At 60.6% G+C, this 26,546-nt stretch carries 22 protein-coding genes; 13 read left to right on the top strand and 9 right to left on the bottom strand.

Annotated elements, in window-relative coordinates; genetic code table 11:
- Positions 1–30 precede the first annotated feature (30 nt).
- Entirely contained in the window at positions 31–342 is a 312-nt protein-coding gene (locus QDY28_RS01655) for an AzlD family protein (protein ID WP_331379965.1), read from the bottom strand.
- 2 nt (positions 343–344) lie between these two features.
- Positions 345–1,067, bottom strand: coding sequence for an AzlC family ABC transporter permease (locus QDY28_RS01660; RefSeq protein WP_331379966.1), 723 nt, complete (start codon positions 1,065–1,067; stop codon positions 345–347).
- A 140-nt stretch (positions 1,068–1,207) separates the two neighbouring features.
- Between QDY28_RS01660 and QDY28_RS01665 the strand changes: the two genes are divergently transcribed.
- Both QDY28_RS01665 and QDY28_RS01670 read left to right on the top strand, forming a co-directional pair.
- Positions 1,208–1,477 carry a DUF2164 domain-containing protein gene (locus QDY28_RS01665; RefSeq protein WP_331379967.1) on the top strand — a complete coding sequence of 90 codons (270 nt, stop codon included), beginning with the start codon at positions 1,208–1,210 and terminating at the stop codon, positions 1,475–1,477.
- A 201-nt stretch (positions 1,478–1,678) separates the two neighbouring features.
- A complete protein-coding gene (locus QDY28_RS01670) occupies positions 1,679–2,017 on the top strand; it encodes a putative quinol monooxygenase (protein WP_331379968.1) in 339 nt (112 codons plus the stop codon).
- A 138-nt stretch (positions 2,018–2,155) separates the two neighbouring features.
- Here QDY28_RS01670 and QDY28_RS01675 read toward each other — a convergent pair whose 3' ends face one another.
- The 3 genes from QDY28_RS01675 to panC are packed head-to-tail and all read right to left on the bottom strand — an operon-like array spanning position 2,156 to position 4,678.
- Positions 2,156–2,923 carry an aminoglycoside phosphotransferase family protein gene (locus tag QDY28_RS01675; RefSeq protein ID WP_331379969.1) on the bottom strand — a complete coding sequence of 256 codons (768 nt, stop codon included), beginning with the start codon at positions 2,921–2,923 and terminating at the stop codon, positions 2,156–2,158.
- Between the two features lie 56 nt (positions 2,924–2,979).
- A complete protein-coding gene (gene panB / locus QDY28_RS01680) occupies positions 2,980–3,801 on the bottom strand; it encodes a 3-methyl-2-oxobutanoate hydroxymethyltransferase (protein WP_331379970.1) in 822 nt (273 codons plus the stop codon).
- Between the two features lies 1 nt (position 3,802).
- Complete coding sequence (gene panC / locus QDY28_RS01685) at positions 3,803–4,678, bottom strand: pantoate--beta-alanine ligase (protein ID WP_331379971.1); 876 nt, start codon at positions 4,676–4,678, stop codon at positions 3,803–3,805.
- Between the two features lie 185 nt (positions 4,679–4,863).
- Between panC and QDY28_RS01690 the strand changes: the two genes are divergently transcribed.
- A complete protein-coding gene (locus QDY28_RS01690) occupies positions 4,864–6,261 on the top strand; it encodes a hypothetical protein (protein ID WP_331379972.1) in 1,398 nt (465 codons plus the stop codon).
- On the opposite strand, the gene QDY28_RS01695 is transcribed toward QDY28_RS01690, so the two are convergent.
- On the bottom strand, positions 6,262–7,347 hold the full coding sequence (locus tag QDY28_RS01695; RefSeq protein WP_331379973.1) for a glycosyltransferase family 4 protein: 1,086 nt from the start codon (positions 7,345–7,347) through the stop codon (positions 6,262–6,264).
- 81 nt (positions 7,348–7,428) lie between these two features.
- Complete coding sequence (gene pncA, locus QDY28_RS01700; protein WP_331379974.1) at positions 7,429–8,052, bottom strand: bifunctional nicotinamidase/pyrazinamidase; 624 nt, start codon at positions 8,050–8,052, stop codon at positions 7,429–7,431.
- Between the two features lie 334 nt (positions 8,053–8,386).
- On the opposite strand from pncA, the gene QDY28_RS01705 reads away from it, so the two are divergent.
- Positions 8,387–9,256 carry an amino acid ABC transporter substrate-binding protein gene (locus QDY28_RS01705; protein WP_331379975.1) on the top strand — a complete coding sequence of 290 codons (870 nt, stop codon included), beginning with the start codon at positions 8,387–8,389 and terminating at the stop codon, positions 9,254–9,256.
- A gap of 66 nt (positions 9,257–9,322) precedes the next feature.
- On the opposite strand, the gene QDY28_RS01710 is transcribed toward QDY28_RS01705, so the two are convergent.
- Positions 9,323–11,785, bottom strand: coding sequence for an ATP-dependent helicase (locus QDY28_RS01710; RefSeq protein ID WP_331379976.1), 2,463 nt, complete (start codon positions 11,783–11,785; stop codon positions 9,323–9,325).
- Here QDY28_RS01710 and QDY28_RS01715 point away from each other — a divergent pair.
- The 5 genes from QDY28_RS01715 to QDY28_RS01735 all read left to right on the top strand — a co-directional run bounded on the left by QDY28_RS01715 (position 11,771) and on the right by QDY28_RS01735 (position 18,600).
- Positions 11,771–12,151 (top strand): hypothetical protein, encoded by a 381-nt coding sequence (locus tag QDY28_RS01715; RefSeq protein ID WP_331379977.1) that lies wholly within the window; start codon positions 11,771–11,773, stop codon positions 12,149–12,151. The genes QDY28_RS01710 and QDY28_RS01715 overlap by 15 nt on opposite strands.
- Positions 12,148–13,314 (top strand): efflux RND transporter periplasmic adaptor subunit, encoded by a 1,167-nt coding sequence (locus QDY28_RS01720; protein ID WP_331379978.1) that lies wholly within the window; start codon positions 12,148–12,150, stop codon positions 13,312–13,314. The genes QDY28_RS01715 and QDY28_RS01720 overlap by 4 nt, the downstream gene beginning before the upstream one ends.
- A complete protein-coding gene (locus tag QDY28_RS01725; protein WP_331379979.1) occupies positions 13,311–16,469 on the top strand; it encodes an efflux RND transporter permease subunit in 3,159 nt (1,052 codons plus the stop codon). Before QDY28_RS01720 ends, QDY28_RS01725 begins: the two co-directional genes overlap by 4 nt.
- Before the next feature lie 246 nt (positions 16,470–16,715).
- Positions 16,716–17,729, top strand: coding sequence for a flagellin N-terminal helical domain-containing protein (locus QDY28_RS01730; RefSeq protein ID WP_331379980.1), 1,014 nt, complete (start codon positions 16,716–16,718; stop codon positions 17,727–17,729).
- A gap of 202 nt (positions 17,730–17,931) precedes the next feature.
- The gene (locus tag QDY28_RS01735) at positions 17,932–18,600 is read left to right on the top strand and encodes an OmpA family protein (protein ID WP_331379981.1); all 669 of its coding nucleotides are present in this window, start codon (positions 17,932–17,934) and stop codon (positions 18,598–18,600) included.
- A gap of 70 nt (positions 18,601–18,670) precedes the next feature.
- Here QDY28_RS01735 and QDY28_RS01740 read toward each other — a convergent pair whose 3' ends face one another.
- Positions 18,671–19,078 (bottom strand): DUF2000 family protein, encoded by a 408-nt coding sequence (locus QDY28_RS01740; protein WP_331379982.1) that lies wholly within the window; start codon positions 19,076–19,078, stop codon positions 18,671–18,673.
- A 14-nt stretch (positions 19,079–19,092) separates the two neighbouring features.
- Here QDY28_RS01740 and QDY28_RS01745 point away from each other — a divergent pair, with 14 nt between their 5' ends.
- The 4 genes from QDY28_RS01745 to QDY28_RS01760 all read left to right on the top strand — a co-directional run bounded on the left by QDY28_RS01745 (position 19,093) and on the right by QDY28_RS01760 (position 26,460).
- A complete protein-coding gene (locus tag QDY28_RS01745; protein WP_442967464.1) occupies positions 19,093–19,995 on the top strand; it encodes an AraC family transcriptional regulator in 903 nt (300 codons plus the stop codon).
- A 168-nt stretch (positions 19,996–20,163) separates the two neighbouring features.
- Positions 20,164–20,943, top strand: coding sequence for a hypothetical protein (locus tag QDY28_RS01750; RefSeq protein ID WP_331379983.1), 780 nt, complete (start codon positions 20,164–20,166; stop codon positions 20,941–20,943).
- Positions 20,944–21,087: 144 nt separating this feature from the next.
- A complete protein-coding gene (locus tag QDY28_RS01755; RefSeq protein WP_331379984.1) occupies positions 21,088–22,500 on the top strand; it encodes an FAD-binding oxidoreductase in 1,413 nt (470 codons plus the stop codon).
- Positions 22,501–22,752: 252 nt separating this feature from the next.
- Complete coding sequence (locus QDY28_RS01760; RefSeq protein ID WP_331379985.1) at positions 22,753–26,460, top strand: AsmA family protein; 3,708 nt, start codon at positions 22,753–22,755, stop codon at positions 26,458–26,460.
- Positions 26,461–26,546 lie beyond the last annotated feature (86 nt).

Consider the following 26,546-nt stretch of genomic DNA (forward strand, 5'->3'; position numbering starts at 1 on the left):
GAGGCAGAGTAGGCATCGCCTTCGCTTCGGCTAAACGCAGAGGAAATGTCTCCACACCATCACGACTACCCAGCCGGCGAGCAGCATGAAGGTCGGCGAGAAGCGCAAGCCCACCAGTAACGCAACGGTCATCGCCACCTTCGTATCCCAGCCGCCGATGAAAAAGGCCGGTGCGACGAGTGTGGTGAGGACGGCCGCTGGCACTGCGTTCAGCGCGGCCTCGACGCGTGGAGGAATGCGGGTCATCTTGGTAATGAGGATATAACCGCCGATGCGCGTGAGGTAGGTCACGACGGCGGCGGCGAAGATCAGCAGGACCATATGCGGATCGAAATCGGTCATGGTCAGACCTCGTGATTTTCAGTGGCGAGGTCGGGCTTGCGGTTCGACTTGACCGGTGGCAGCAGGGCAGCGAGGGCAACGCCGGCAAAGGCGCCGATGCTGACATGCCAGGGCGAACCGACATAGCGATAGGCAATGGCGGAAGCGGCAGCGCTGGCGATGACCACGGGCAGGAAATTGTCGCGTTTGCGGAAACCGATGACGATGCCGAGGAAATAGATCGGCAGCAAGATATCGAGGCCGATCGTTCTGGGATCGCCAACCAGACTACCCAGCAGGCCACCGATGAGGCTCACCGCCACCCAGGGGATGTAGATCATCGCCGCGAAACCGAAATACCAGGCGAAGGTGACCAGCTTGCCGCTCTCGGCGCGCTTGACCGTTTCAGCAAATTGCGGATCGACCAGCAGGAAGAAAGTGAAGAATTTTTCGATCGGCGAGAAGCGCCTGATGTAGCGAGCGATCGCGGCCGAATAGAGCACATGGCGGAAATTGACCGCCAGGATCGAGAGGACGATCAGCCAGGCCTCGACGTGATGCCCAAATAGATCGAGGCCCACCATCTGGCTGGCGCCGGCATAGACCGTGCCGCTCATCAGGGTGAGTTCGCCAAGCGACATGCCCTGGTCGCGCGCCAGGGCTCCGAACAATGCGCCGAAGGGCGCCGCCGCAAGGCCGATCGGGATGCCACCTTTCAAGCCCTCAAAGAAATCCGCGCGACTCATGGCCCGCTCTGTCCTTTATGGAAAACTTTTGGACCTGTAAGCTGCGGGCGGAGTGTCGGCAATTCAATTTCCTTGATAGGACAATTGATTTCATTGATCTAGCCGATTGGATTTGCTCGTAAAACACCGAGGTATCATAAATGAAGAAGATTACCTTCCCGAAGGAGGAAAAAGCCGCGATCGTGGCCCGCCTTCAGCAATATTTCTCCGATGAACTCGATCAGACGATCGGCGCGCTGCCGGCAGAATTCCTGCTCGATTTCTTCGCCACTGAAATCGGGCCGCATTTCTACAATCAGGGTCTGCGCGACGCCCATGCGGCGCTGCTGACGAAGATGGAGGATTTTGGCGAGGCAATCTATTTGCTGGAAAGGGAAGCGGGAAGCCAATCACAACAGGCAAAGCGGTGAGGAATAGCGGTCGAATTCAGCGCAATTAGGTAGCAGATGCCACCGACAGTAAACTGATTGCGATAACGGCTTTGCGCCAGGAGGAGCCTTTGCGCTATAAGTTGCATATCGGCACAAATTTGGGGACCTGTGGTTAGCGCCAATGCCGAGAAGCTCTGAGGCTCGGCTTTAAGACGAGTGAACAGAAGTTCGGGGTATCTAATGAAATTCATAACCGGTTGGCTGACCTGCAGACAGGGGAGGCGAGAGGAGTTCCTCGCCGCCATGGAACCTCATGTCGCGTCCACACGCGATGAGCTTGGCTGCGTATTCTTCGAGTATCATCGGCATAAGGATGACGAGGACGTGGTGGTTCTGATCGAAGGCTTTCGTGACGCTGAGGCACATGAGTTCCATCGGCGCACGCCGCACATGATCGCTATGCAGTCCGACGTTCGGCGGCTCCTCGCAAAGTTGAGTATCATTGAGACTTGCTCTGATGAAATCGCACGTTATGACCTCGATTTCATTGCAAATCCGCCGGACCCTTATCATCCTTGATCAATTGGGCGGCAAGATGGCTTGGCAGCAACCGAAAATATGGGGAGCTCACGGCGATCAGCTCCGCGTCTGTCCAAGTCCCAAAGAGCTTTTACGGCGAACAAGTCGCCTTGGGCGCCCTGTCATCGGTGGCGTTTGCTACCTAACTGCGCAATCAAGCGCCTTGCCTTCAGCCATTCTCATTAAGCTCTCGACCTCATCTGGAACGCCCTCGGACAATCGGGCCGCCGCAACATAGGGAAGCCAGGCGAGAACCGCCGCGCGGTTGCCGCCGTTCATCCTCGCGTAGGCATCTACATAGGCTGCCGCAAGATCGTAGTCGTAGTGGTGCATAAGAACGTAAGTTCGGCAGACATCGGCAGTGGGATCTCCGCTACAGGCATCAAGCCAATCGACGGTGACCGACTGCTCAAGTGATCCAAGCACATTCCAGGGATGAAAGTCCCCGTGACAAAGCCTGTCGCCATCCGGCAGGGAACGAAGTCCGGACAAGAGATGCTGCCGTTGTATCTCCTGCAGTTGCGCCGCGCGCCCAATGTTGTGGGACAAGCGCGATTTCAGGCTAGGAAGTCTGACTCCGCTATGCTCGTGAAATCTTCTATGCATAGCAGCCAAAGCATTCAAATAGGCTGATGTGTTCAGCGGCTGCATGGCAATTGCTTCGCCGAATGTCCCGCCTTCGGCTCGCGTCATGGTCAAACCCCAGCGGCCTTCAATTTCGCCAACTTCGTGTACTCTCGGGGCGTTTACACCCAGATCCTCGAGAATTGCGAGAATTGCCGCTTCCCGAAATGCTGAAGCCTTGGATGAGGAGGTCTTATATAGCTTTAGAACCAGCTCACCACTTTCGTAAACTTCTGCCTCTTTGCCGGTACCAAGGAGATTTCCACGTTCCATCCCAATCATCGAACTGACCTCGTCGGGAAAAGCAAAGAGGATAGGGCGACTGGCAGCGTATGCTGCTACTTTTTCACCCGAAACGTATGTTCCAGGCCCGGGAATGTCCGTGCCTTTACTTCCTCCGCATAGGCTTCCGCCGCCTTGGAAATGGTGGGCGCCAGCTCGGCAAAATGCTTCACGAAGCGGGGTTTGAAATCATTGAAGAGGCCGAGCATATCGTCGGAGACGAGAATCTGCCCGTCGCAGGCCGCTGACGCGCCGATGCCGATGGTGGGGACGGCAATCGATTGGGTGATCTCGCGGGCAAGCGGCTCCACCGTACCTTCGACGACGATGGCGAAGGCTCCGGCGTCGGCGATTGCTTTTGCATCCTGCCGGATCTTCTCGGCTTCCTTTTCCGAGCGACCGAGCGAGCGATAGCCGCCGGTCGTGTTGATCAGTTGCGGCATTAGGCCCACATGACCGAAGACTGGCACGCCACGGTTAGTGAGGAAGGCAACGGTCTCGGCCATTTCTTCACCGCCCTCCAGCTTGACGCCATTGCAGCCGGTTTCTTGCAGAATGCGCGCCGCGTTGCGAAACGCCTGTTCCTTCGATTCCTGATAGGAGCCGAAGGGGAGGTCGACGATGACGCAGGCCTTTTGGGCGCCGCGCATGACGCCTTGGCCGTGGGCGATCATCATCTCCAGCGTGACTCCGACTGTCGTTTCCATGCCATAGAGGACCATGCCGAGCGAGTCGCCGACCAGCAGGAGGTCGCAATGCGGGTCGAGAACGCGGGCGATCGGCGTTGTATAAGCCGTCAGGCTGACGATCGGGCGCGTGCCCTTCATCGCCTCGATCTGAGTGGGTGTGGTGCGTTTGGTCTGTCCGATCGTGCTCATCTCAGGCGGCCTTGTCGCTGGCGGCCTGCTTCAGGCCAATGACGCGGTTGTCGAGTAGGCGGGTGGTGCCGATGCGGACGAAGAGAGCGACGAGAATAGGCTGTCCCTGCAGTCTCGTCAGCGGCTCCAGCGTGTCGGGATGGCGAACGGCGGCGACTTCGGGCGTTGCCAGCGGCTCGTTGGCGATGAATGCCCGCAGCACTGCCTCGAAAGCCACCGGATCGTCGGCACCTTCTGCGTAGAGCCGTTCGGCCTCGGCCAGGGCTCTCGGCACGATGACAGCAGCGGTGCGTTCTTCTTTCGAGAGATAGATGTTGCGCGACGACAGCGCCAAGCCATCGGCATCGCGCACGGTGGGAACCGGCACCACGCGGACCGGCTGAGCCAGATCATCCACCATACGGCGGATGATCGCCACCTGCTGATAATCTTTCTCGCCGAAATAGGCGCTGTCAGGCTGCACGATGTTGAAGAGCTTGGTGACGACCGTGGCGACGCCGGCGAAATGGCCGGGGCGAACCGCGCCTTCCAGCTCTACGCCGAGCTTCGGCACGTCGACCACCGTTTCCATCGGCTGCGGATACATGTCGGTCACGGTTGGCGCGAAGAGGAGATCGACCTTGGCATCGCTCAACATGGTGCTGTCGCGCTCCAGATCGCGCGGATATTTTGCGAGATCCTCGTTGGCGCCGAATTGCAGGGGATTGACGAAGATCGAGACGACGACAATGTCGTTTTCGGCCCTGGCGCGGGCAACCAGTTCCATATGGCCGGCGTGCAGATAGCCCATGGTCGGCACCAGGCCGATGCGTTTCCCTGCCTTGCGATAAGCGGCAAGGCGCTCGCGCAATGCGGCTATTGTGCTGATGGTTTCCATGCTGACGCTCCTCCACGGACCGGCGCCGCCCAACGCCCCTCCGTCTCTCCCCTCTGATTTCGCGGGTTCTTCTAACGTGTGCGGTGCAAAAAGGCAATTCAAAGAGGACACTCGCCGCCTTTGTCCATTATATGTTGCGCATATAGCTTAGCGCTTTTCTCAGCTTTTTGCTGTTAGCTGCCGGCATGGCAAAGATCATAGCGCTGGCGGCATATTTTTATCAGGCGGCGGTGGCCTTCGGGCTGCTGATCGCGGTCGCGCATTTGCTGTCGCCGGCGGATTATGCTGCCTATTCGCTGTTCATCTCCATCAGCCAGTTCGCGGCGATCTTCTGTTTCGAATGGGTGCGTTTCGCTTGCAGCCGCTTCTATCCGGGGCAAGCGCCGGGCAGCGAGGCAGCAGAGCGCACGGCATTGAGTGTCGAATTTGCCGCTTGCTCGGTGATCTGCATTCTGGCTGCCCTCGCATCGACGTTCTTTGCCGTGCCGAAGGAGATCGCGGTACTTGGCGGTCTGGTGGCGATCTTTCAGGGCGGCAGCGATCTGCATCTGACCATGCTGCGTTTCCGACAGGAGTTTCGCGCCTTCTCGCGCTTGCAGGGCTCACGGGCCACCATTCTGGCGCTCGGCACGCTGGGCGGCGCGGCGATCATGCCGAGTTTCGCGTATACGGTGGCGGGCCTGCTTGCCGGTTACGTCGCCTATAGCGCGTTAGCTATGTTCCTGACCCGCAACAGTTTGCGCGAAGCGGCCGGTCTCCAACTGCCGCTGGTGCGCAAGCATTTCATCTACGGCAGCGTCGCGGCCGGCGCGTCGGTCATTGGGCTGCTGGCGCCGCTTGGGTTGAAATCGATCCTGACGGCCGTCTTGGGTGCAGGGGGTGCTGCGGGCGCGCTGCTGGCGCTCGACCTGCTGCAACGGCCTTTCGTGCTCATTGTCTCGGCTCTTCAGGCCATCCAGTATCCGGATGTGGTCGCAACTTACGACCGCGAGGGCGCGACAGCAGCGTTCCGGCGACAGCTTGGCGGCTATTATTCGCTGCTTGCGGGTTTCACCTTGATGACGGCCGCAGGAATCTTTGCACTGCTGCAGCCCGTCGGTCATTTCGTTATTGCACAGGGCTTGCGCGATGGTTTTCTAAGTGCGGCGCCGTTCGTCACCGGCCTGTCGGTCTGCCGGGCCTTGACGCTCAACATGCTGCCGACCCCGGCGCATCTGCGCCATCGCCTGCTGGCGATCTTCCTGCTGGCCGTGGTGGATTGCGCGCTGCTGAATGTCGGAGCTTTGGCGGGCGGCTATCTCGTTTCCTTCAGCGATGGCGCGCTGATGGCCGGAGCCATGCTCGGAGCACTGATCGCGATGGCGATCGGCGGGAAAGTGCTGTTGGCGCTTCCCTTCGATTTTGTCTGGCAGCCGGTCGTGCTTTCCGCTGCCGGGCTTGCGGTGCCGGTGCTGGCAACCGCTGGGTTCGACTATTCGCTGTGGACTTCGGTCAGTGCGGGAATGGCGGGCGGCGCGGCTTTCTGCCTGCTGGGTCTTTACAGCTATTTCGTCAAGATGTTCGGCCGAAAGGCCGTGTCCTAATCAGAGATCTTCCAGCATGGTCAGCACGCGGTCGGCGCTGCGATCCCAGGAGAAACGCGCGACATTCTCGCGTCCCCTTTGCCGCAGGTCCGCACGCAAGGCTTCGTCGCCGGCAATCCGGCGCATGGCCGCAACCAGTTCATCCTGCCGCGTCGGATCGAAATAGAGCGCGGCGGAGCCGGAGGCTTCGCGTACCGCAGGGATATCGGCGGCGAGCACCGGGCACCCCTGTGTCATCGCCTCCAGCGGCGGAATGCCGAAACCTTCATAGAGGCTTGGAAAGACGAATGCGGTGGCATGGCGCTCGAGAGCGGCGACCTCCGCGTCGCTCAGCCGGCCGGGAAAGAGCATGTGGTCGTTCGACTCGGGGCCGTCCGATTTGAACACGGTCGGCGCGGTGCCCCCGACAACCACCAGCTTTTGCTCGGGATCGCCGAGCGCTTCGAAGGCGCGGATGGCGAAATCGAGATTCTTGTTCGGCTTCATCGTGCCAACCAGCAGGAAGAAGCCGCTCGTTTTCAGGCCCAAGCGCTGGATGATCGTTTCATCCGGCTCGATGGCGGCGAAATGATCGACGGCGTTGTAGACGACATCGATGCCGTCCGTGGGTACATGGAAGACGGAGGCCAATTCCTTGCGCGAAAATTCCGATACGGTGCCGATCTTCGCCGTGCGCGTCAGCACCGAGCCGAGCGCTCCGTGCAGCAGGCGATAGCTGCGCTTGAAGGATTGCGGATGGCGGAAGATCGTCACGTCATGGATGACCACGGCCTGGCGGCGATGGAATAGCGGACCGCTGCCGCCAAAACCGATCAGCCGGCCGCCACGGGAATGGGCGAGCAGGGCCGTCTGTTCCCACACATGGCCGGGACCGGAGCTGAAGGCATCAACGGATATGGCTGAGAGCCCGATATCGACCGGCGTGTCGCGCGGCACGGCCAGCCGCCAGTTGATGCCCTTCAGCGTCGCGGGCACAGCACCGGCGGCGATCTTGCGGTCGAGCGCCAGTGTCAGCTCGCGGGCGAAGCGCTGCACGCCCGACAGGGGCTGGCTGAGAAAGCGGCCGTTGATGGTGATCGACTGCACGAGAAATGTCCCAATATTCAAATACCGGGAGCAAGCTTGCGCTATTTTCTTTAGGGAAGGTTTAGCCTGATAGGAGGAATTTTAGGCAAGCGCCTCTTTGCTGTCGATGATGGCGACACCACGCATGCGCATTTCGTCGACCGCGGCCTTAACGCCGGTAGGGTCGATGCCGCGGCTAGCGTCCTCGATGAAGCGGACCTTTACACCCGGCAGCATTTCAACGGCGTCCAGCGCCGAGAATTTCACGCAGTAATCCGTCGCCAGTCCGCAGATGTCGAGCTGGGTCACACCCGCGTCCCGCAGATGCGCGGCAAGGCCGGTAAGCGCTGCCTGATCATTGTCGCGGAACGCGGAATAGCTGTCGACGGTTGAGTTCTGGCCCTTCTGCTGAATGAAGTCGATGCCGTCGGCATTCAGTTCGGGATGAAGCATGGCGTCTTCTGTATTTTGGACGCAATGATCCGGCCACAGCATCTGCGGTTTGCCGGAAAGCATGCCCATTTCGAAAGGCTTCTTGCCGGGATGGGTGGAGGCAAAGCTGCCATGGCCGGCAGGATGCCAATCCTGCGATGCAAGGATCATATCATATTTGCCGCTGTCGATGAGCTTATTGGCGACAGGCACCACTCGATCCCCATCGGGCACCGGCAGATTGCCGCCGGGGCAGAAGCCGTTCTGGATATCGATCAGCAGCAGCGCTTTCATGGCCCGTCCTTTCCATCTTTGTTGCACCGCAACGATGCCAAGCGTTACGCTGGGGATCAAGCCTTTTATGCTCGAAGCGAAGATAAGATGGGCGCGATGATTTTCGAGGGACTATGCTGGCCTGAAGCTCGCCAGCAACCATCAGATTGTCTCGCCTCATAGGCGGACGGGCAAGCGAGAAACTAGCGGTGTTCTGCACCCAGCTTCGCGGAGTGCCCGCAATTGACAAATGGCCGCGAAGCCATAATCTGCTTTCAGCTCTTGCGATCATCCGTTTTTCGGAGACGAGGATAATGCTGGTGCCGTTGCCCCGCATACAAGTCTGGCCAAGCGCATGAGACGGTTGCTGCTGACGGGCCTTGCCGTTTTCCTTTCGGTCTGCGGAGCGAGCGCCGGGACGCTCGATGCGCTTTTCCAGCATGCAACCCTTCGCATCGGCTACATCGCCGACGAAGCGCCCTTTTCCTCCAGCAAGCCGAATGAAAAACCGATGGGATATGCCATCGACCTCTGCGGCAAGGTCGCAGATGAAATCGAGCACACGGTTCCGCAGTTGAAGCGCGAATATGTAGAAATGACGCTGGCCAATGGTTTCGATGCCATCAAGAATGGTCAGATCGACGTGCTTTGCGGGGCCATCACCGTCAATCTGGAGAGGCGCAAACTCGTCGACTTCTCACAGCCAATCTTCCTGACCGGAGCGAGCGCCCTGTTGCGCAAGGACTCGCCGGATTATTTGCACGCTCTTTTTCTCGACACGCCCGCTGTTCGTTCCGTTAGCCAGCGTGCTGCATCCACCAGCGTCATCGGCGTGCGCGCAAATACCACGACGGACGCAATATTGCGCGAGGCGCGCAGCATCGAGACCTCGAAAACACGGATCGCCGATTTCGACACGCACGAGGACGGACTAAAGGCGCTGGAGGAACACAAGATCGACGCCTATTTCGCCGATCGGGTGTTGCTCATGAGCCTGGCTCAACGTGCGCACGATCCGTCCTTGCTCGAAGTCGGAGATCGCCTGTTCACGCATGAACCATATGCAATCGCCCTGAGGCGCGACGATGCCGATTTTCGCCTGGTGGTCGACCGCGCGCTCACAGATTTTTATCTGTCGGACGATTTTCTGCCGCTACTGAAGACTTACTTCGGAAGCGAAGCGCCGATGCTGCACACGCAAATCATGATGGAGCATGTGCCCTAAGGGCCGGGAACAAAGTGCATGCGTTGACAAGCAGATGATCGAGGCGGCCGACACCCTGGGCAACCCTCACACCCGCTCCACAAACCCATCCAGCACTCTCTTTTGGCCGGCCCGATCGAATTCGATGGTCAGCTTGTTGCCCTCGATCTCGGAAATATTGCCGTTGCCGAATTTGATGTGGAAGACGCGGTCGCCGATCGAGAAGCGGGACGGTTCGGTGGAGGTGGATTTGGCGACGAGTTCGCCTTCGATGGTGCGGGTTTTGGGGCCGCTTTCGCCGTAGCCGATGCGTTCGACGGCGTGGCCGGAGCGGGAACCCCAGTTGTCGCGGGTGGCGTCGGTCTTGTTGGCCTGGGCGCGTTTCCAGCCGGGGGTGGAGTAGGAGTTGGCGAAGGGGTCGGCCTTGTCGAAACGAGACTGGCCGTAGCCGCCGCGGCCGTAACCGCCGTAGGACTGTTCCATTTCGGCGACTTCGACATGGGTTTCCGGCAGTTCGTCGAGGAAGCGCGACGGAATGGTCGATTGCCAGAGGCCGTGGATGCGGCGGTTGGAAACGAACCAGATGTGGCAGCGGCGCTTGGCGCGGGTAAGGCCGACATAGGCGAGGCGGCGTTCTTCCTCCAGGCCGGCGCGGCCGCTTTCGTCGAGCGAGCGCTGGTGCGGAAACAGGCCTTCCTCCCAGCCGGGTAGGAAGACGGTGTCGAATTCCAGACCCTTGGCGGAGTGCAGCGTCATGATCGAGACGGCGTCCAGATCCTCATTCTGCTCGGCATCCATGACGAGGGCGACGTGTTCGAGGAAGCCGCGCATGGATTCGAAGCTTTCTATCGAGCGGATGAGTTCCTTCAGGTTTTCCAGCCGTCCGGGCGCTTCCGCCGATTTGTCGTTCTTCCACATGTCGGTATAGCCGGACTCTTCGAGAATCTGCTCGGCAAGCTCGGTATGCGGCGTGTTTTCAAGCAATCCCTGCCAGCGGCGGAAGGATTGCACGACGTCGAACAGCGCCTTGCGCGCCTTCGGCTTCATCTCGTCCGTCTCGATGATATCAGCCGCCGCCGCCAGCATCGGAATGTCGCGGACGCGAGCATAGTCGTGCAATGCGCGCACTGTCGTGTCGCCGAGGCCGCGCTTCGGCGTATTGATGATGCGCTCGAAGGCGAGATCGTCGGCCGGTTGGCAGACGAGGCGGAAATAGGCCATGGCATCGCGGATTTCGAGGCGCTCGTAGAAGCGCGGGCCGCCGATGACGCGATAGTTCAGGCCGAGCGTGACGAAGCGATCTTCGAATTCGCGCATCTGGAAGGAGGCGCGCACGAGGATGGCCATGTCATTGAGATTGTGCTTGTTGCGCTGAAGCTGCTCGATCTCTTCACCGATCGCACGCGCTTCCTCCTCCGAATCCCAGGAGGCATGCACCTGCACCTTGATGTCATCGGGATCGGAGCGATCGGTGAACAGCGTCTTGCCGAGCCGTCCCTCGTTATGGGCGATCAGATGCGCGGCGGCGCCGAGAATGTGTTCGGTCGAGCGATAGTTGCGCTCCAGTTTGATCACCTTGGCGCCGGGAAAATCCTTTTCGAAACGCAGGATATTGTCCACCTCAGCGCCGCGCCAGCCGTAGATCGACTGATCGTCGTCGCCGACGCAGCAGACATTCTGCAGTTCGCCCTTCGGCCGCTGCGCCAGCAGGCGCAGCCACATATATTGAGCGGTGTTGGTGTCCTGATATTCGTCGACCAGGATGTAGCGGAAACGCTTGTGATAATCCTTCAATATATCAGGATTCTGCCGGAACATATTGATCGGATGCAGCAAAAGATCGCCGAAGTCGCAGGCGTTCAACGTCTTCAAGCGGTTTTGGTAGGCAGCATAGAGCTCGCGGCCCTTGCCGTTGGCAAAGGCGCGTGCATCGCCTTCCGGGATATCGGCCGGGCCGAGACCCTTGTTCTTCCAGGTGTCGATCATCCCCGCGAATTGCTTGGCAGGCCAACGCTTGTCGTCCAGGCCCTCGGCCTGGATCAATTGCTTGAGCAGGCGCACGACATCGTCGGTGTCGAGAATGGTGAAGCTCGAGGAGAGGCCGACCAGTTCGGAGTGACGGCGCAGCAGCTTGACGCCGATCGAATGGAAAGTGCCGAGCCAGGGCATGCCCTCTACGGCACCGCCAACGAGCAGTGCAATGCGCTCCTTCATCTCGCGTGCGGCCTTGTTGGTGAAGGTGACGGCGAGGATCTGCGAAGGAAAAGCGCGATTGCTGGACAGGATATGAGCGATGCGGGTCGTCAGCACCCGCGTCTTGCCGGTGCCGGCGCCGGCGAGCACCAGGACAGGCCCATCCAGCGTCTCGACTGCTTGCGCCTGCTCCGGGTTTAGACCGGCGAGATAGTCGGGCCGGCGGCCACTGTCGCGCGCCGCCATGGCGCGGGCGGCAATACCGCCACCGATGCTCGGGGCAGGGCCGGGCCGACGCGGGGCCACGTGCTCCGGCTCGTCGTCAAAGAAGGGAATGTCGTCATGTCCGATGGTCATGCGGCTCAATGTAATGATTCTGCCCTGAAAGGCAAAAGAAACGGCCGGAAAATAGAACAAAAAGTGCACATTTCTGCGTGTTCAAGCTTTTCGGCAACCCATTTCACAGCTTTGCTGACCTCTACCAACGAGCGCCAAAACGTACCGTTGTTCGCGACAACATTACAACTTCGTCATAATGCAGCGCAAATCTTGCCGCTGAATGGCAAAAGACCGATATTGCTGAAAATAGGGCGGAATCTTGCGGCATATCGCCACTTCGCCTGCGGCCTGGTCTCAATAAACCTGAAGGATTTTGGAGAAACCACGCTGAATTTACGACGCGATTTCGTCGCCTCTGACAAACCGAGCCGGAGACGTGCATGACCGCCTGGAAGCAGCTTTTCCTATCCCTCATCCTGCTTGTGGCCGGCTGCGCCGCGGCGCTGGTCTTCCTGCCGGGCACGGCCGGGTTGCTGACGAAAATTGGCGTTCCCCCGTCATGGGTGACGGCGGTTGCACCGGCCGATGGCGGAGGTAGTGCGGAAGAGGGTAACGCTGCGGGCGGCAACAAGCGGCGCAGCTCCAATACACCGCTGGTGGTGACCAAGGCTGTGGTGAGTGGCGTGGTCAACGATCGTCTGAGCGCCATCGGCACAGGCGATGCCATCCGTTCCGTCGTGGTCACACCCCAGGCAACGGGCATGATCCGCGAAATCCTGATCAAGTCCGGCGACAGGGTGAAGCAGGGGCAGGTTTTGGCCCGCCTCGACAATGACGAGCAGATCATTGCCCGTGGTCAGGCCGAAGTGACGCTGAAAAGCGCGGTCGAGAAATCGCAGCTCTATCACACCATCAAATCCAGTGTGTCGCGCATGGATGTGTTCGACGCCGAGATCGCCGAACAGGGCGCGAGACTGGCGTTGCAGTCGGCCGAGCTGGCGTTGAAGCGTCGGGACATCGTCGCGCCGATCGATGGCATCGTCGGCATCGTGCCCGTCGTCATCGGCGACAACGTCACCACGACGACCAGCATCGTCACGCTCGACGACCGTTCGGAAATCCTGGTCGATTATTGGGTACCGGAGCGTTTCGCCAATACCGTCAAGGTCAACCAGCCGGTGGAGGCGACATCGGTGGCGCGGCCGGGCCGGCTTTTCTCAGGCGTGGTGGAGGCGGTCGACAATCGCGTCGACGGCACCAGCCGGACACTGCGTATCCGCGCCCGTATCGACAATGCGTCCGACGAACTGCGTGCCGGCATGTCCTTCAACGTCGGCATGCGGTTTGCCGGCGAGACCTATCCCTCTGTCGATCCGCTGTCGGTGCAATGGGACGGGGAGGGCTCCTATGTCTGGCGCGTCGTCGACGGCAAGTCCTCCAAGGTCCGCGTCAACGTCGTGCAGCGCAATCCGGACGCCGTACTTGTTCGGGCCGATCTCAGGAATGGCGACCTGATCGTCACCGAGGGATTGCAGCGCGTGACTGAGGGCGGCGCGGTGCGCTTTGCCCGTGATGTCGCCGAGGCGGCGGAGGTCGTCACGCAATGACCGGACATCAGAGCGACGTCGGCGACATTGCCGAGGGCGGCGGTGGCAAACAGGGTTTCACCGCGCTCTTCGTGCGCCGGCCGATCCTGGCGCTGGTTTTCAACACATTGATGGTGGTTGCCGGCCTTGCTGCCTATTTCGGCGTCGAGGTGCGCGAATTGCCGGACGTCGACCGCCCGGTGGTGACCGTGCGGACGATGTTCGACGGCGCTGCGCCGCAGACGGTGGACCAGGAACTGACCAAGGTCATCGAAGGCGCTGTCGCCCGTGTCAGCGGCCTGAAATCGGTGTCTTCGAACTCCTCTTTCGGCCAGAGCCGCGTGACACTTGAATTTTCCGACGCCACCGACCTCTCCGTTGCCGCAAACGATGTGCGCGACGCCATAGGCCGCATCACCGAGCAATTGCCGGATGAGGCGGATGCGCCGCAGATCGTCAAGGCGGATTCGGATTCGCAGCCGATCATGCGCCTTGCCGTCACTTCCAATGCGCTGACCATGGACGACCTGACGCAACTGGTCGACAACGAGATCACCGACCGGTTGGCAGCCGTCGAGGGCGTGGCCGATGTCGAGCTTTATGGCGACCAGGAGAAGGTCTTCCGCATCGATGTCGACCAGGCGGCGCTTGCGGGCCGCGGCCTGACGATCGGCGATCTGACGACGGCGCTCGCCACGGCCGCGCTCGATGTGCCGGCGGGATCGCTGAAGAGCACGCGGCAGGATATTGTCGTGCGGGCCACGGCGGCGCTGCAGACGCCTGAGGATTTCTCGCGGCTGATCATCAAGGACCGCATCCGCCTTTCCGACGTCGCAACCGTAACGCTCGGGCCGCGCGACGGGACGACGGCACTGCGCTCCAACGGCGTGCAGGGCGTCGGCCTCGGCATCATTCGCCAAGCGCAGTCGAACACGCTGAACATTTCCAATGGTGTGAAGGCCGTGGTGGCGCAATTGTCGAAGTCGCTGCCGGAAGGAACCCGTATCGCGATCGCTAGTGATGACGCCATGTTCATCCAGGGTGCGATTCATGAGGTGGTGCTGGCGCTGGTGCTGTCGGCTCTGATCGTCACGGTTGTGATCTACCTCTTCCTTCGCGATTGGCGCGCGACGCTGATCCCCGCCGTCACCATGCCGGTGGCGCTGACGGGCACTCTGGCGGCGCTTTATATGGTCGGTTTCTCCGTCAACATCCTGACGCTGCTGGCGATCGTGCTTGCGACCGGCCTTGTGGTCGACGACGCCATCGTTGTTCTCGAAAATATCGTACGGCGCAGATCGGAAAAAATGGGGCCGCGGGCGGCCGCCGTTCTCGGCACGCGCGAGGTCTTCTTTGCGGTCATTGCAACAACCGCGACCCTCGCCACCGTCTTCATTCCGCTATCCTTCCTGCCGGGCCAGGTGGGTGGGCTGTTTCGCGAATTCGGCTTCGTGCTCGCCTTTTCCGTCGGTCTATCGTCCATCGTCGCGCTGACGTTGTGTCCAATGCTGGCCTCGCGCATGCTGACCAAGGAGATGCGCGAGGATCACGGCTTGCTCGGCCGGTTCGGAGAGCTGTTTTCCGGTGTCTATCGTCGCACGCTCCGGGCCTGCCTGAATGCGCCGCTGGTGGTCATGGTCTTCTGCGCGATTTTTTCCGCCGCCGCTGTTCTTGCCTTCACGGGCGTCAAGAGCGAGCTGACGCCGAGCGAGGATCGCGCCATGGTCATGCTCCGGCTGACCACCCCGCAGGGTGCCAGCCTTGACTATACCAGGGACCAGTTGCAGCGCGTCGAAGAGAACCTGCAGCCATTGATGAATAGCGGTGATATCCGCAATATCTATGCGATTTCCGGCCAGAACGGCGCAGCCAACAGCGGCTTCATGGTATTGACGCTCGCGCCGTGGAGCGACCGCCATCGCACGCAGACTGAAATCGTCGGCGATATCAACCGGGCGATGGCTCGCGTGCCGGCGCTGCGCGGCAACGTCATCCAGTCGAACAGCCTGCGTATCCGTGGTGCTGGCAGCGGCGTGCAGATGGCACTGACCGGCAATGACCACGAGGCGTTGACGCAGGCGGCGCTGAAGCTGGTGCACGCTCTGGACGCCACGGGCCAGTTCGATACGCCGCGCCTGAACAACGAACCGACGCAGGCGCAGGTCTCGGTCGCGATCGATCGCGAGCGCGCCTCCGATCTCGGCATCGATATCACCGGCATGTCGACGGCGCTGCAATCGCTGCTCGAAGGACGTTCGGTCGTCGATGTCTTTGTCGCGGGCGAGGCCTATCCGGTGCTGCTGACGTCGACCATGCGGCCGATCGACGATCCGACCGATCTCGAAAACGTGTTCCTGAAGACCGGCGACGGCAAGATCGTGCCGATGTCTGTTATCGCAAGCCTGAAGGAGGGGGCGGTTGCACCGCAGCTGACACGCGAGCAGCAGCTTGCCTCCGTCGCCATCACAGCGGGCCTGAAGCCCGGCATGTCCCTCGGCCAGGCGGTCGAACAGGTGACGGCGATTGCGGCGCCGCTTTTGCCGCCCGGCGCGCGCTTGATTCCTCTCGCGGAGGCCGCGACGCTTGAGGAGAATTCCAGCGGCATGGCGCTGACTTTCGGCTTTGCCATCGTCATCATTTTCCTGGTGCTTGCGGCGCAATTCGAAAGCGTGCTGTCGTCGCTGATCATCATGTCGACGGTCCCGCTCGGCCTCGCCTGCGCGGTTTTCGCGCTCGTCATCACTGGTTCCAGCCTCAACATCTACAGCCAGATCGGCTTGGTGCTGCTTGTCGGTGTCATGGCGAAGAACGGCATCCTGATCGTGGAGTTCGCCAATCAGCTCCGCGACAAGGGCGAGGGGGTGCGCGAGGCGATCGAAAGAGCCTGCGCCCTGCGTCTGCGCCCGGTCATGATGACGATGATCGCTACGATCCTCGGCGGTGTGCCGCTGGTGTTCGCCCATGGCGCAGGCGCGGAAGCGCGCATCGCGCTCGGTTGGGTGATCGTCGGCGGCCTTAGTTTTGCGACTTTGGTGACGCTTTACATCACCCCGGTCGCCTATATCCTGATTGCCCGCTTCGCCAAGCCGCAAGCACATGAGGAGCGGCGGCTGCACGACGAGATGGCGGAAGCGGCATTGCGCGCGAAGGGGTCTGAGCTCAGGGCGGCAGAGTGACCACAACCTCAGCGCGATAATCATTTTCGGATCGAAGGGCGATTTATGGTAAATCGGCAGTTTCGATTATCGCTTTATTAAGCATGATTGCTAATCATAGATGCCTGTAACCGCTCGAGTTTCCGGCGCTGTTTTTGCCGGGCTCACCTTCGCCGACCTAGTCGGCCCGCGCGCATGAGTGCCCGCGGCATGGTTCCATGTCTCCTTGTACTTGTTGTGTATCGTTGTGTCCGGAGTCCGTGTGCCGTGAGTATTTTTTCGACCTTCATAAGGGTGAGTTCCCCTGTCAATACAGCCCTTGAAGTCCTTCGAAACACCCAGGCGAATCTGAATGTCGCACAGCGTCAGATGTCGTCCGGTCTGCGCGTGCAGACTGCCAAGGACGACGCCACCTACTGGACGATCTCGACATTGACGCGCACCGATATCGGCGCCGTCTCGGCCGTGCAGGATGCGCTGGGGCTTGCAGCCGCCACGGTCAGCACCGCCTCCACGGGTATCACCAGTGCCATCGACATCGTAACTCAGATCAGGTCGAAATTGGTGACCGCCTATGAGGGCAGCGTCGACAAGAGCAAGCTCAACGACGAGATCAGCGAACTCAAGGACCAGCTTCGCAGCGTCGGCGAATCGGCAAGCTTCAACGGCGTCAACTGGGTCATGCTTCAGGACGGCGAGGATCCGACCGAGCCGCATGAGATACCGGGCTCCCTCATCCGACATACGGATGGCACGGTTTCCATCGGCATGCTGAATTATGAGGGTGTCAGTGCGACCAGCGGCACCATCGCATCGACGGATGCACGATACCTGATCGACGATCAGTCAAGCGGTACCGGCGGCTACGGTGTGCTGACCTCCACCGCTTTTGCAACGGAAGCGGGAGCTGCCCAAAACTATGTGCTGATCGGCAGCAAAAACGGCGACACCAGCGGGCAGGTGGAAATCGCACTCGACGCCAATACCACACAAGGCGCCGTGACCGACATGGTCAACACCGTCACCGCCATGCTGCATCAACTGAACACGATAGGTTCGGCCTTCGGCTCCTTGGAATCGCGCGTCAGTCTGCAAAACCAATTCGCCAGCAATCTCAGTGATTCGCTCACGAGCGGTGTCGGCAAGCTGGTCGATGCCAACATGGAGAAGCAGTCCAGCAGGGTATTGGCGCTGCAGACGCAGCAGCAACTGGGATTGCAATCGCTGTCGATTGCCAATGCGAGCTACGATACGGTGAGGCAGCTTTTCCAAAATCTCTAAGCGCGTAAATCACTGGATTCCAAGCGAAATGAGCAGAAATCAGCAGAGACGATCCTATTTCCTCCAACCCGTCATTTTGGTGGAAAACGCTCCGGAACAAGGGCCGGGCAGGTGGGCAGCGGGTGGGTGAAGATTCCGCTTCATCATATTGCCGCAATGCTTCATATCTCCTGCGGCCATCGAACCGGAGAGCGACGATTCTATGATCAAGAAATTTGCCATCCTTGCCGTCTCGGCAGCCTTTCTCAATGCATGTACGACAACCGATCCCTATACGGGCGAACAGAAGGTATCCAACACGGCAGGAGGTGCCGCGATCGGCGCCGGCGTCGGCGCGGTTGCCGGTCTTCTCATCGGGCACTCGCCGGCATCGCGCCGCAATGCAGCGCTGATCGGCGCTGGCGTCGGTGCGCTCGCCGGTGCCGGCATCGGCAATTACATGGACCAGCAGGAATCCGAATTGCGTGCGCAGTTGCAGGGTACCGGCGTCTCGGTGACGCGCGTCGGCGATCGCATCATTCTCAACATGCCGTCGGCCATTACCTTCGACATCGACCAGGATGCGATCAAGCCGGAGTTCTATCCGACGCTGAATTCGGTCGCGATCGTGCTGCGCAAGTTCAACCGCACGCTGATCGACGTCAACGGACATACGGATTCGACCGGCAGCCTGCAGCATAACCAGGATCTGTCCGAACGCCGCGCCGATTCGGTCGCGAGCTATCTCGGCAGCCAGGGCATCGACCAGCGCCGCATGTCTGCCGTCGGCTTCGGCCCGACCCAGCCGGTCGCGACCAATGCCACGGAAGCCGGCCGTGCGCAGAACCGCCGCGTCGAAATCCAGATCGCGCCGATCACTCAGAACGGCTGATTTGACATCGATATCAAACAAGGACGGCCGGGTTTTCGATCCGGCCCTTTTGTTTTGAACCTCAAGCCATTCAGGAATGCATCGTCGCGCCCTTGGTGATCTTGTCGACGATCTTCTTGTCCGCACGCAAGGCAATGCCGACCACCTTGGCGTCCTCGGGCGCAAATTCGGAGAAGACGGCACGATTGGCGACATCGTGACCGGTCGCAAACATTTCCTCGATGAAGATCGAGGACGTCACGTTTCGCTCCAGCGACCGGCGATGGATCGTGCTCATCGTTTCTTCGTCGGCGGACAATACGATCATCGGCTGGATCGATAGGGCGTTGTAGAGATTGCCGGCGCGGTCACGATAGGGCTCGCCAATGACATCGGGAAACTGGCCGACAATGCCGCTCGACAGGAAGGCGGTGACGTTCAGTTTTTGCCAGGATGCAAGATTGCTTCGCAGAACGATCGCGATTTTGGTATTGAACATTGATGATCTCTCTCATGCAGTCGGGGAATGAGCCTTTGCGCGAGGATGTTGCCGGCCATATCTTCGAAGGTCTTGAACGTTCGTGCACGATGCCGGAAGCAAACCGCATCGTATCCGCACCCGCTTATCCCGGTATCGAGCGCATTCAGGCTGAGTTTCGCGGCGACGCCTTCGAGCCGCATCGGCACGATACCTATGCGCTCGGCGTCACCATCCGCGGCGTGCAGGCCTTCAGCTACCGCGGCGAGCGGCGCTACAGCCTGCCGGGCCGGGTGATCGTTCTGCATCCGGACGAGCTGCATGATGGCGGCGCCGCGACCGACGACGGATTGCTCTACCGCATGCTCTATCTCGAACCGTCGATGCTGATGCAGTGCCTGGAAGCCGCACGCATCGGACTGCCCTTTGTCGATGATCCCGTGGTCGAGGACGACCGTCTTGCCGGCCTGCTGCTGGCAGCCCTCGGCGAACTCGACCGTGAGCTGGATGAGCTCTTCGTCGACGATTTCGTCTCACGGGTCGCTGCAGGGCTCGCCTCACATGCGCGTCTGCCGCAAAAGCCGCTGGGGAGCATCGCCTGGAGCCAGGCAAAGACGGCGCGCGATTATCTGGAAGCGCATGCCATGCGCGGCGTCCGCTCGGAGGAGCTGGAGCGCATCACCGGCCTCGACCGCTTTGCGCTCTCTCGTCATTTCCGCGCCGCCTTCGCCACCAGCCCGCATCGCTTCCTGCTGATGCGGCGGCTGCAGCGCGCCAAGGCGATGATCGCCGATGGCGAGCCGATCGCCGAAGTCGCAGCCGCCACCGGATTTGCGGATCAAAGCCATCTGACTCGGCATTTCAAGAAGGCATTCGGCATGGCGCCCGGCGCTTGGGTTGGCCTGCTGGAGACCGCGCGCGCGCCGATGCGAGATTGACCGGAGCCTTCGCCGGTCTCAATGCAAGCCGAGGAACTGTTTGAGCTCCGGCATCTGCGGATGGGTGAACACCTCGCCCAACTGTGTTTGTTTCCTTCGTTATCCCCTGGCTGGACAGGCTGGCTCTCTTGCCCCATACAACCCATAGAGGCGAGGGAGATCGGTGCTATGGCTTTGATGGGTATGATGGCGGGCATGGGTCGCGAGGCCGGTATCGCGCGGATGCATTTTCGCTCCGGTTCGAGGTCACGCCGTCTCCTCGCCGCCATCGCGTCGTCAGCCGCCCTTCTTGCAAGCAGCCCCGCCTTTTCCCTGCAGGTCGAAGGGCATGAAGCCTTCATCGTCGATCGCTGCGGCGGCGATTTTGATTGCAAGGATGTGAAGCTGGTGGTGCTCAACGACAGGCACGACGAGGCGGATATCTATAGCGGCAATGAGGTCAACGGCCATGAGGCTGATGGTACGCCGAGCCATGTTTCCGGCTATGCGTTCAAATACAACGGCGGCAATCTCAGCATATCTCAGGACGGCACGCCGTCGCAGCTTAACGGCAAGGCGACCGAGGTGAAATTCAACAATGGCGTCGCGTTCGAGTCGGACAAAAACTACGTCTATATCTATAGCACCTGCAATGCGGACGGAGCGACCAGCATCGCCGGCATCACGAGTTCTTGCGATCTGAACTATATCGGCGTCGACAAGAAGACGTCGAACGCGATCCAGATCGGCGGGCACTACACGCCCCTGGCTGCGGCGTCGGCGGCAGGTGCCGATCTCTGCAAGGCGGGTGTTACGGCCGGACAATTTTCCTTTCTCAACAACGGCTACGAATATCGTCTTGCGAGCGACCTTTGCCCGGCGGGGAAAAGCACGCTCGCGATCATTTCCAGCAATGTGGTGAAGTCGAGTTTCGATCTGCAGATGCGTCCGCTTGCCGGGAGCAATTGAAGCGGATCGATTTGAAGTGGCCATACAGCCTTTGCATGGAGACCGCAGGCTATTTTGGTGACTGGACAGTGTCGTTCTGATGTCTCATAGAACCGCGAAAAGGGTTAACATTCCTTTTTGTACTTGCGATGGGAGATCGGAAACATGGCTCTGGCTGACGTGAAGGCGGGGATACGCAACGAGGCGGGCATTGCCGCCGTTCTCGGCATCCTGAAGCAGGCCTTCGGCGAGCGGTTTCAGACCGGCGAAAGCTTTCGGGCCCAGCACGCCCACACGACCACCTATATCCCGGCCCAGCTACCCGATGGCGTGGTTTTCGTAGAGACGAGTGAGGACGTGCAGGCGATCGTCAGAGCCTGCGCCGAGCATAAAGTGCCGGTCATCGCGTTCGGCACGGGCTCTTCGCTCGAAGGGCAGGTCAACGCGCCGCAGGGCGGAATTTCGATCGATTTCAGCCGGATGAATCGCATACTTGAAGTGAATGCCGAGGATCTCGACTGCACGGTCGAGCCTGGCGTCACCCGCGAGCAGCTCAACAACTATCTGCGCGACACCGGCCTGTTCTTCCCGATCGACCCCGGTGCCAATGCCTCGATCGGCGGCATGGCCTCGACGCGCGCCTCCGGCACCAATGCCGTGCGCTACGGGACGATGAAGGACAATGTGCTTGCCGTCACCGCCGTCACCGCCAATGGCGAGGAGATCCGCACCGCACGCCGCGCCAAAAAATCCTCCGCCGGTTATGACTTGACCCGCCTTTTTGTCGGTGCCGAGGGTACGCTCGGCGTGCTGACGTCGGTGACGCTGCGCTTGCAAGGCATTCCGCAGAAAATCGCCGGCGGCGCCTGCGCCTTTCCGAGCGTTAAGGCAGCGTGCGATGCGGTTATCATGACGATCCAGATGGGCGTTCCCGTCGCTCGCATTGAACTGCTGGACGCCGTGCAAATGAGAGCGTGCAACCGCTATTCCGGCCTGACCTACGACGAGCAGCCGACGCTGTTCCTGGAGTTTCACGGTACCGACGAGACGGTCGCGCTGCAATCGGAGCAATTCGCAGAGATCGCGGCCGAATGCGGCGGCGGAGAATTCATCTGGACCAGCAATCTCGAAGAGCGCAACAAACTCTGGAAGGCGCGTCACGATGCCTATTGGGCGTCGCGCGCTTTGGCGCCGGAACTTGCAGCCTTATCGACGGATGTCTGCGTGCCGATATCGAGGCTCGCTGAATGTGTTGCCGCGACCCAGGCCGATATCGAGGAGCACGGATTGCTGGCGCCGATCGTTGGTCACGCTGGCGACGGCAATTTCCACGTCCTGGTGCTCTTCGACGACAAGACGCCGGAAGGTATCGCTGTCGTCGAGGCCTTTGTCGCCCGGCTGAACAGACGCGCGCTCGCAATGGACGGTACCTGCACAGGCGAGCATGGTATTGGCCAGGGCAAGATGTCGTTTCTGGAACAGGAGCTTGGCGGCGCTGTCGATCTGATGCGCGAGGTCAAACAGGCGCTTGATCCCGACGCGATTTTCAACCCCGGCAAGATATTCCAGACTCAATGAAAAATGGAATATTGCCAAGATCTTGGCTTGCCCCCGGCGTGAATGGCGTTAGGCTAGAACATCCCGTTTTCATATGGCGTCATGGAAAGCGGTGAAGATGCTCTAGATTTGCAGCATGGTCCAAAAACTGCGATGCGGTTTTGGATAGGAAGCAGGCTTATAGGCTGAAGATCTGGAGCGTCTTTTTCATGTCCGCTTGGCTAACGGGCGCCTTGATATCGTAATTGGAATGCAGAATGGAGACGGTGTGCATTGTTAGGTAGGGTCCTGGTTTTCCTGGGGGGAGTGCTCGTAGTAGTGCTGTTCATAGCGCTGCTTGCTCCGCTCTTCATAGACTGGACCGATTTTCGCAAGAATTTCGAGGATCAGGCGAGTCGAATCATCGGCAAGAAGGTGACCGTTCATGGCACCGTTGACGCTCGCCTCCTGCCTTTTCCTTCCGTGACATTGCATGATGTGCGCGTCGGGCAGGAACCCGACGGGACGCCGCTGGTGCAGATCGCTCAATTCTCCATGGATGCCGAGCTCGCGCCGTTCCTGTCCGGCGAAGCTCTCATTTTCGACATGCGCGTTTCCGAGCCGAAGGTGCGTCTGCGGCTGTTGAAGGACGGGACACTCGACTGGATGCGTGGTAGTCAGCCGGAAATTCCCGCCAAGTCGGTGGTGCTCGAAGGCGTGCATGTCGACGGCGGTGATATCCAGTTCATCGACGAGCAATCCGGCCGCACCCGGCACATTACCGGCCTAAACGCGGAGATGTCCGCCCGGTCGCTGGCGGGGCCTTGGCGGATCGACGGCGATGCGGCGCTCGACGGCGAGCATGGCAATTTCACTATCGCGAGCAGCCAGCCTGACGAGTACGGCGTCTTGCGCGTCCGTACCCGATTGCAGCCGGACCGCCATCCACTCAACGTCGATCTCGACGGCGAATTGAAGCTGATCAACAGCAAGCCGGACTATATCGGCATGTTCACGGCGGGAATTGAGGACAAGCAGACACATAAACCCGCCGACGAACAGGTTCAGCCGCGGGTCAAGGGTCGCTTCGAGCTTACCAACGAGCGCATACGGATTCCGGAATATCGCTTGGAGGTGGGAGCCGCGGACGACCCTTATGTCGTAACAGGCGAGGCGACGCTCGACACCGGCACCAAGCCGGAATTTCTGCTGACGGCTGACGGCCAGCAGATCGATGTCAACCGCCTCGGCAACACGCAGGGAACCAGCGGCAAGACGAACCGCAACCCCTCCATTTCGGCGCGCCAGCGGCTGAACAGCCTTATTGCGATCGCCGCCGAAATCCCGATTCCGCAGGTGCCTGGCAAGGCGACTGTCCGCCTGCCGGCGATCGTTGCCGGCGATACGACCATCCGCGACGTACAGCTCGATCTGGAGCCGGCCGGCGCCGGTTGGAAGATCGACCATGCGATCGGCACGCTGCCGGGCCGCACGCAGGTCGAGGCCAAGGGCAATTTGATGCTGCAGGGCGATCCGAATTTCATCGGCAATCTCGTCGTTGCCTCCAACCAGCCATCCGGCCTGGCATCCTGGCTGGTGGGTTCGGTGGATCCGGCCATCCGGCAGTTGCGCCAGGCCGGCTTTTCCGCCGATGTCAGCCTGCGCCATGAGGAGCAGCGGTTCGAGAATCTTGAAATCGCCGTCGGCTCGGCAACGCTCAAGGGGCAGCTCGACCGGCAGGCGCCGGCCGACAACAAGGCGCCGAGGCTTGCCGTCGATCTCAGTGGCGATGCGCTCGATCTCGACGCGCTGAGAGCGCTGACGGGCCTGTTTACCGGTCAGGATGCCGGCGAGACCTTGCTCGATCACCGGATTACGGCGCATCTGAAAGCGGATAAATTCGCCGCTTTCGGCGTGCAGGCGGACAATGTCGAGACGTCGTTTTCGATCGCCGATGGTGCGCTGACGCTCGATAAGCTTGCCGTGCGCAATGTCGCCGGTGCCGAGATTACCGCAACCGGCCGCGCCAACGGTTCGCTGCTGGATTACAAGGGTTCGGGCGAAATCACCTTCAAGGCGGCCGATCCAGGTCCCTTTTTCGAAATGCTGAGCCAGCATTTGCCGCATCATCCGGCGATGGACCGGCTGGTGCGAAACGCCGCCTGGTATGGAAATACGGCGCTGCGCGGCGCTTTGACACTTGGCGGCGATCAGGGCGATGGGCTGGCGGTAACGCTTGCCGGTGTTTCGAACGGCAGCCGCGTCAATCTCGATTACCGCATGTCCGACCTGTTGGCGCTGACCGGCAAAGGCACCACGACCTTGGAGGCAACACTCGAGAATTCGGTGACCTCGATCCTATTCGGGCAGGCGGGCCTCGATCCGCTGCCCGTCGAAGCGGATGCCAATGGCCGTCTGACGCTGAAGGTGACGGCAAACGGCACCGATCCGGCGGATGCGGCTCTGACCTTTGCCACCGACAAGACCTCATTCACCGCCAATGGCAAGGTCGACGTGCGCCCCGCTGCCTTCCTCAACGGCAAGATCGCGCTCTCGCTCGAAAGTGCGGATATTGATCCCTATTTCGTCATGAACGGCATCGGCGTACCGCAGATGGGCCCGGGCTTGCCGGTCAAATTCCAGGCGAATGCCGCACTCGATGCCGGCAAGATCGTATTGTCCGATATTAAGGGCCAGCTTGCCGACAACAACGTTTCCGGCACGCTCACCTTCGACCGCAAGGCTCAGAATATCAAGGCGAGCGGCGAGCTCGCGCTCGACAAGGCCGATCTCGGCTGGCTGGGCGAAGCGATCTACGGACCGATCACCGACGCAACCACAGGCAATCTCACCAAGGCCAAGCTGGGGCTGCCGATGTTCAGCGGGCTTGATCTCAACGTCAAGCTTTCGGCCAAGCAGTTGTGGCCGGGTATTTTCGACCCGATCGCAGATTTCAGCACGAATGCTGCCTATAAGGGCGAGGAGCTGCGGCTGAACGACATTGCCGGCGCCTGGAATGGCGGCGCGCTCAGCGGCAATTTGATGTTTGCGAATTCAGACGGTACCGGGCTGATGCAGACGAAGCTCAATCTCGCCAATGGTGACCTTGCTGCCGTTGCCTGGCAACGCGACGGCGCGCCGCTCGCCAATGGCCGCTTCGGCTTGGCGCTGAGCATGGAAGCCAGCGGCAAGAGCCTTGGGGAACTGGCCGCCAATGCCAGCGGCTCGGGCGAGATCAAGCTTGGCGATACGCATGTGCGGGGGCTCAATCTCTCCGTCCTGCCGCCGCTGTTGTCGGCTACGGACCAGATCCAGGGTGATATCACGGCTGACAAAGTGTTGCCGATCGTGCAGACATTGCTCAACAATGGCGAGGCGGCGCTGCCGGCAATGAGCATACCCTTCAATATTTCGACCGGTGTCATTCGTGCTGCCAATATCGCAACCGGCAACGATCTGGCAAAGCTTTCGGGCAATGCCGAAATCAGCCTGCCGGACGAGCGCTTCCGTGGCTCACTCGGCATCGATTTCAATGCCGGCAACGAGGCGCTGACCGGCGCCGAACCGGCGCTGCGCCTTGATTTCGCCGGCCCGTTGGCGACGCCGGGGCGGACCATGGACGTGACCGATATCACCAGCTTCCTCTCGCTGCGCGCCTTCGAACGCGAGCGCCAGCGTGTCGAGCGGCTTCAGGCAAGCGTGTTGGAGAAGCAGCGGCTGCGGCGTGAGGTGGCGCTTTACAAATATACCGCCGCCGCTCGCGAAGCCCAGCGTCAGCGCGATGCGGCAATCGAGCAGCAGCGTAGCGCTGAGGAGCAGCGCTTGAGGGAATTGGCGCGCCAGGCCGCCGCGGAAAAGGAGGCGGAAGCTGCAGCCAAGGCGAGGGCCAATGCGGAGGCCCGAGCAAAGGCGGAGGCCCAGCAATTGCCGGTTCTCAATGGACAGGTGCCACAGACAGGTGCGCCGCTGAATTTTAACAGCCTTCCCGGCATCGCCCGATAGCATCCTCGCCATCGGTCTTCACGAAATCCGCCACCTCGTCGCCGGGAGCTGGGAAGCTGTCGAGCGACGATTAAGCGCCTTTAACG

The organism is Rhizobium sp. BR 362 (assembly GCF_036528765.1).
Taxonomy (GTDB): domain Bacteria; phylum Pseudomonadota; class Alphaproteobacteria; order Rhizobiales; family Rhizobiaceae; genus Rhizobium.

Bases quoted from the DNA above. Each gene is read 5' to 3' on its own strand.
- QDY28_RS01655 (WP_331379965.1), bottom strand. From the start codon at position 342: ATGACCGATTTCGATCCGCATATGGTCCTGCTGATCTTCGCCGCCGCC.
- QDY28_RS01660 (WP_331379966.1), bottom strand. From the start codon at position 1,067: ATGAGTCGCGCGGATTTCTTTGAGGGCTTGAAAGGTGGCATCCCGATC.
- QDY28_RS01665 (WP_331379967.1), top strand. From the start codon at position 1,208: ATGAAGAAGATTACCTTCCCGAAGGAGGAAAAAGCCGCGATCGTGGCC.
- QDY28_RS01670 (WP_331379968.1), top strand. From the start codon at position 1,679: ATGAAATTCATAACCGGTTGGCTGACCTGCAGACAGGGGAGGCGAGAG.
- QDY28_RS01675 (WP_331379969.1), bottom strand. From the start codon at position 2,923: ATGATTGGGATGGAACGTGGAAATCTCCTTGGTACCGGCAAAGAGGCA.
- panB (WP_331379970.1), bottom strand. From the start codon at position 3,801: ATGAGCACGATCGGACAGACCAAACGCACCACACCCACTCAGATCGAG.
- panC (WP_331379971.1), bottom strand. From the start codon at position 4,678: ATGGAAACCATCAGCACAATAGCCGCATTGCGCGAGCGCCTTGCCGCT.
- QDY28_RS01690 (WP_331379972.1), top strand. From the start codon at position 4,864: ATGGCAAAGATCATAGCGCTGGCGGCATATTTTTATCAGGCGGCGGTG.
- pncA (WP_331379974.1), bottom strand. From the start codon at position 8,052: ATGAAAGCGCTGCTGCTGATCGATATCCAGAACGGCTTCTGCCCCGGC.
- QDY28_RS01705 (WP_331379975.1), top strand. From the start codon at position 8,387: ATGAGACGGTTGCTGCTGACGGGCCTTGCCGTTTTCCTTTCGGTCTGC.
- QDY28_RS01715 (WP_331379977.1), top strand. From the start codon at position 11,771: ATGTCCGATGGTCATGCGGCTCAATGTAATGATTCTGCCCTGAAAGGC.
- QDY28_RS01710 (WP_331379976.1), bottom strand. From the start codon at position 11,785: ATGACCATCGGACATGACGACATTCCCTTCTTTGACGACGAGCCGGAG.
- QDY28_RS01720 (WP_331379978.1), top strand. From the start codon at position 12,148: ATGACCGCCTGGAAGCAGCTTTTCCTATCCCTCATCCTGCTTGTGGCC.
- QDY28_RS01725 (WP_331379979.1), top strand. From the start codon at position 13,311: ATGACCGGACATCAGAGCGACGTCGGCGACATTGCCGAGGGCGGCGGT.
- QDY28_RS01735 (WP_331379981.1), top strand. From the start codon at position 17,932: ATGATCAAGAAATTTGCCATCCTTGCCGTCTCGGCAGCCTTTCTCAAT.
- QDY28_RS01740 (WP_331379982.1), bottom strand. From the start codon at position 19,078: ATGTTCAATACCAAAATCGCGATCGTTCTGCGAAGCAATCTTGCATCC.
- QDY28_RS01745 (WP_442967464.1), top strand. From the start codon at position 19,093: ATGCAGTCGGGGAATGAGCCTTTGCGCGAGGATGTTGCCGGCCATATC.
- QDY28_RS01750 (WP_331379983.1), top strand. From the start codon at position 20,164: ATGGCTTTGATGGGTATGATGGCGGGCATGGGTCGCGAGGCCGGTATC.
- QDY28_RS01755 (WP_331379984.1), top strand. From the start codon at position 21,088: ATGGCTCTGGCTGACGTGAAGGCGGGGATACGCAACGAGGCGGGCATT.